Raw genomic sequence first — 3,854 nt, 5'->3', positions numbered from 1 at the left:
GCCCGACAGGATGATGTCGATCCAGACGATCTGCAGCAGCGACAGCAGGAACGACGAGGACAGGTACTGATCCAAGACTGGCTTCCTTGCCGCGCGCTCGTCCCGTCGAGGTGATGCGCTCATGTTCCCTTGGGGCCGGCCACAGCGCCGGCCCCGCGAGGATAATCGGTCGGACAGGCCGGGCCGGCGAGGCTCCCGCGAACCTACGGGGTCCCGTCGGCCGCCGCCCGCAGGACCGGGGTCCAGCGCGCCACCTCGCTCTCGACGAGCGTCTGGAGCGCGGCGGGGCCGCGTTCGGCCGAAGCCGGCACCGTGCCGCCGAGATCGAGGATGCGCTTGCGCGTGGTCTCGTCCTCGAGCGCCTTGCCGAGCGCGGCCTCGAGCTTGGCCGCGACCTCCTTCGGCAGGCCTTTGGGGGCGAAGACGGCGTTCCAGGCGCTGACCTCGTAATCGTCGAGGCCGGCCTCCCGGGTCGTCGGGACATCGGGCAGAGCCGGGGAGCGCTCCGGTGTCGCGATGGCGTAGGCCTTGATCGTGCCGCCCGTGATCTGCGGCGCCACGTTCACGATCTGGTCGGTCATGAAGTCGACCTGCCCCGCCATCAGGTCGTTCAGGGCGGGGCCGGTCCCGCGATAGACCACGAGCGTCGGCTTCGCGCCGACCTTCGCGTCGAACAGGATCCCGGTCGAGTGCGACACCGATCCGACCCCGGCATGGGCCTGATTGATGCTCGGGCCGCCGGATTTCACCGCGGCGATGAAGGCCTTCAGGTCGGCGGCCGCGAAATCCTTCCGGGCGACGATCACGATCGGCGTTCCGGCCGCCATCCCGATCGGGTCGAAGCTCTTGGCCGGGTCGTATTTGAGGCCCTTGAACAGGGCCGGCGCGGCGCCGTGCGTCCCCATATGGCCCATCATGATGGTGTAGCCGTCCGGCGCGGCCTGCGCGGCGCGGGTGATCCCGGTGGTGCCGCCGGCGCCCGTGACGTTCTCGATCACGACCTGCTGCCCGAGCGACCGGGACATGTGCTCGGCCACGATGCGGGCGACGACATCGGTCGGCCCGCCGGCCGCGAAGGGCACCACCATGGTGATCGGGCGCTGCGGGTAGGTGTCGGCGCGCGCAGGGCCGGCAAGACCGAGCACCGCCCCGAATGCGGCCGCGAGGCTCAGTGATCTCAATCCGCGGGTGAGCGTAATCTTCATGATGGGTCCTCCCGGTTGATGGTTCCGTGTCTGGCTCGGCCGGGCGTTCGGGGAGCCCGATCCGGTGATCGATCAGGCTTCGGTGAAGACCTCGTCCCGGCTCCTGCGCAGAGCCGGCATCAGGGCCGCCACGAGAAGAACGGCCGAGACCGCGAACAGGACCGCGCTCACGGGCCGCTCGAGGAAGACCATCGGGTCCCCCCGCGACAGGGTGAGGGCGCGGCGCAGGTACTCCTCCATCAGGCGCCCGAGGACGAAGCCGAGGAGGAGCGGAGCCGGTTCGAAGCCGAACTTGATCAGAAGATAGCCGCAGAGCCCGAAGGCTCCGATCAGCATGACGTCCGTGGGCGTCGCGTTGATCGAGTAGATCCCGATGGCACAGAACATCAGGATGGCGGGAAACATCAGGCGATAGGGCACCTTCAGCAGCGAGACCCAGACGCCCACGAGCGGCAGGTTGATGATGAGCAGCATCAGGTTGCCGAGCCACATCGACGCGATCATGCCCCAGAACAGGTTCGGGTTCTTGGTCATCACGCCCGGGCCCGGGACGATGCCGTGGATCGTCATCGCGCCCACCATCAGCGCCATCACGGCGTTGGGCGGGATGCCGAGGGTCAGAAGCGGGATGAAGGAGGTCTGCGCGCCGGCATTGTTGGCGCTCTCCGGCCCGGCCACGCCCTCGATGGCTCCCTCGCCGAAGCGCCGCGGGTCCCGGGCGAGGCGCTTCTCCACAGTGTAGGACGCGAAGGGGCCGAGCACGGCGCCGTTGCCCGGCAGGATGCCCAGGATCGCGCCGATCGCGGTGCCGCGCAGGACGGGTCCGGCCGCCTGGCGCAGATCGTCCCGGCCCGGCAGCAGGCGGCCGATCCTCTGGCGCACGACGTCCCGGGCCTCGGCATGGTCGAGGTTGCGCAGGATCTCGGCGATGCCGAACAGGCCCATGGCCAGGACGGAGAAGTCGAGACCGTCGGTCAGGAAAGCGAAGCCGAAGGTCATGCGCTCCTGCCCCGTTTCGAGATCGGTCCCGATGCAGGCGAGCAGGATGCCGATGAGGATCATCGCGACCGCCTTCAGGATCGAGCCGCGCGCGAGCACCACCGCGAAGACGAGGCCCATCACCATCAGGGCGAAGTACTCCGCCGGCCCGAACACCAGGGCGAGGCGCGTCAGCGGCGCGCCGAGGGCCGCGATCAGCAGGGTCGCGACGGTGCCGGCGAAGAAGGAGCCGATGGCCGCGATGCCGAGCGCGATGCCGGCGCGGCCCTGGCGCGCCATCTGGTGCCCGTCCAGGGTGGTGACCACCGAGGTGGCTTCCCCCGGGATGTTGACGAGGATCGCGGTCGTCGAGCCGCCATACTGCGCGCCGTAATAGATCCCGGCGAGCATGATCAGGGCGCCGACCGGATCGAGCCCGAAGGTGATCGGCAGGAGCATCGCGATCGTGGCGATCGGGCCGACCCCCGGCAGAACGCCGATGAGCGTGCCGACGAGGCAGCCCATGAAGCAGAGCGCGAGGTTCTGCAGGCTGAGCGCGACCGCGAAGCCGAGCCCGAGATTGGCGAAGAGATCTGACACTGCCCGGGTTCCCCGATCCTCGGCTGCCGCTCAAGTCGTCATCGAGTGCGGCACGACCTCGACCGCCCGGCGCCGCGCGCCGCGTCCGAGGGCGAGCAGCATCAGGCCGATCAGACCGAGGCCTGCCGCAACCGCCCGGAGCAGGAGGCGCGGCGACACGCTCCCGGAGAAAGCCTCGAGCAGGGCAGTCGGAAAGATCGGAATCGGCAGGTTGAGGAGGTCGCCGAAGAGCAGCATGCAGCCCGCCGTCAGGAACAGGGCGAGGATCGCGAGTTCCCGCAAGCGCGCCTCCGCGGTCGCGTAGCCGCCGATCACGATCGCCAGGGGACCGGCGACGATCAGCCCGAGCCCCGGCGTGGTCAGAGGCCCGATGGTCACCGGGCGGATCGTCAGCGCGAAGGCGAGGATCGCCAGCATCACGACGACAGGACCCCGCAGGGCGATCGCGGGAAGGCGTTGTCCCTCCTTGAAGAGGCCGGATCCCGCGAGCGCCAGACCGCAGAGGGCGATGCCGGCGGACAGCCAGCGCGGCAGGAAGCCCGGCCCCATCGACCTCAAGCTGCCCTGCGGAAGATCGCTGCCCGCCCAGATTCCGAAGATGCCGAGGCCGACGAGGCCAAGCCCTGCTGCGAGTGCCTGCGGGCCGCGAATGCGCGTGCTTGCCCGCCCCGAGCCGTGGAGCGGCTCACCCATGACGTCGTCTCCCGGCGTGACCTCTGCCTCCGCCGCTTCGGGCGGATCGCGAAGTGATCATGACAGGTTCGTGAGGCAGCGTCCCGTCCCCAAAACACCGCAATCACAGAAATGATGATTTCGACGGTGATGGCGAGCCCTCACGACTGCAATGCTCCTGCTCGGGCTCGCATCGCCCGAAGAAGACCGCCGATCCTCAAGGGAAATTCCGCGGGATCTGGGTCGCGGAATGCGCGCCTTCTCCTTCGTACGCGCCGGATCTGCTTTTAATCCCGAAACTCTAGCCCACGAATTGTTCGCCGGGCGCGGTTCCTAGCATTACAGTTGCAGGGTGATGCTCCTATCTGAGAGGATTCGGATGGGAGAGCGCGATGTCTT

3 protein-coding genes are annotated in these 3,854 nt (G+C 68.8%); all 3 read right to left on the bottom strand.

Annotated features, from left to right (window positions below; translation table 11 throughout):
• Positions 1-203: 203 nt before the first annotated feature.
• The 3 genes from F6X53_RS31840 to F6X53_RS31830 all read right to left on the bottom strand — a co-directional run bounded on the left by F6X53_RS31840 (position 204) and on the right by F6X53_RS31830 (position 3,476).
• Positions 204-1,205, bottom strand: coding sequence for a tripartite tricarboxylate transporter substrate-binding protein (locus F6X53_RS31840; protein ID WP_151005909.1), 1,002 nt, complete (start codon positions 1,203-1,205; stop codon positions 204-206).
• A 72-nt stretch (positions 1,206-1,277) separates the two neighbouring features.
• On the bottom strand, positions 1,278-2,783 hold the full coding sequence (locus F6X53_RS31835) for a tripartite tricarboxylate transporter permease (RefSeq protein WP_151005907.1): 1,506 nt from the start codon (positions 2,781-2,783) through the stop codon (positions 1,278-1,280).
• Between the two features lie 30 nt (positions 2,784-2,813).
• Positions 2,814-3,476, bottom strand: a complete 663-nt coding sequence (locus F6X53_RS31830) for a tripartite tricarboxylate transporter TctB family protein (protein ID WP_151005905.1) — start codon at positions 3,474-3,476, stop codon at positions 2,814-2,816.
• Between the last annotated feature and the right edge of the window lie 378 nt (positions 3,477-3,854).

The sequence above is a fragment of the Methylobacterium soli genome (assembly GCF_008806385.1).
In the GTDB taxonomy this organism is placed as follows: domain Bacteria; phylum Pseudomonadota; class Alphaproteobacteria; order Rhizobiales; family Beijerinckiaceae; genus Methylobacterium; species Methylobacterium soli.
Note: the sequence above shows the minus strand (reverse complement) of the source record. Positions and strands in the feature narration are given on the sequence as shown.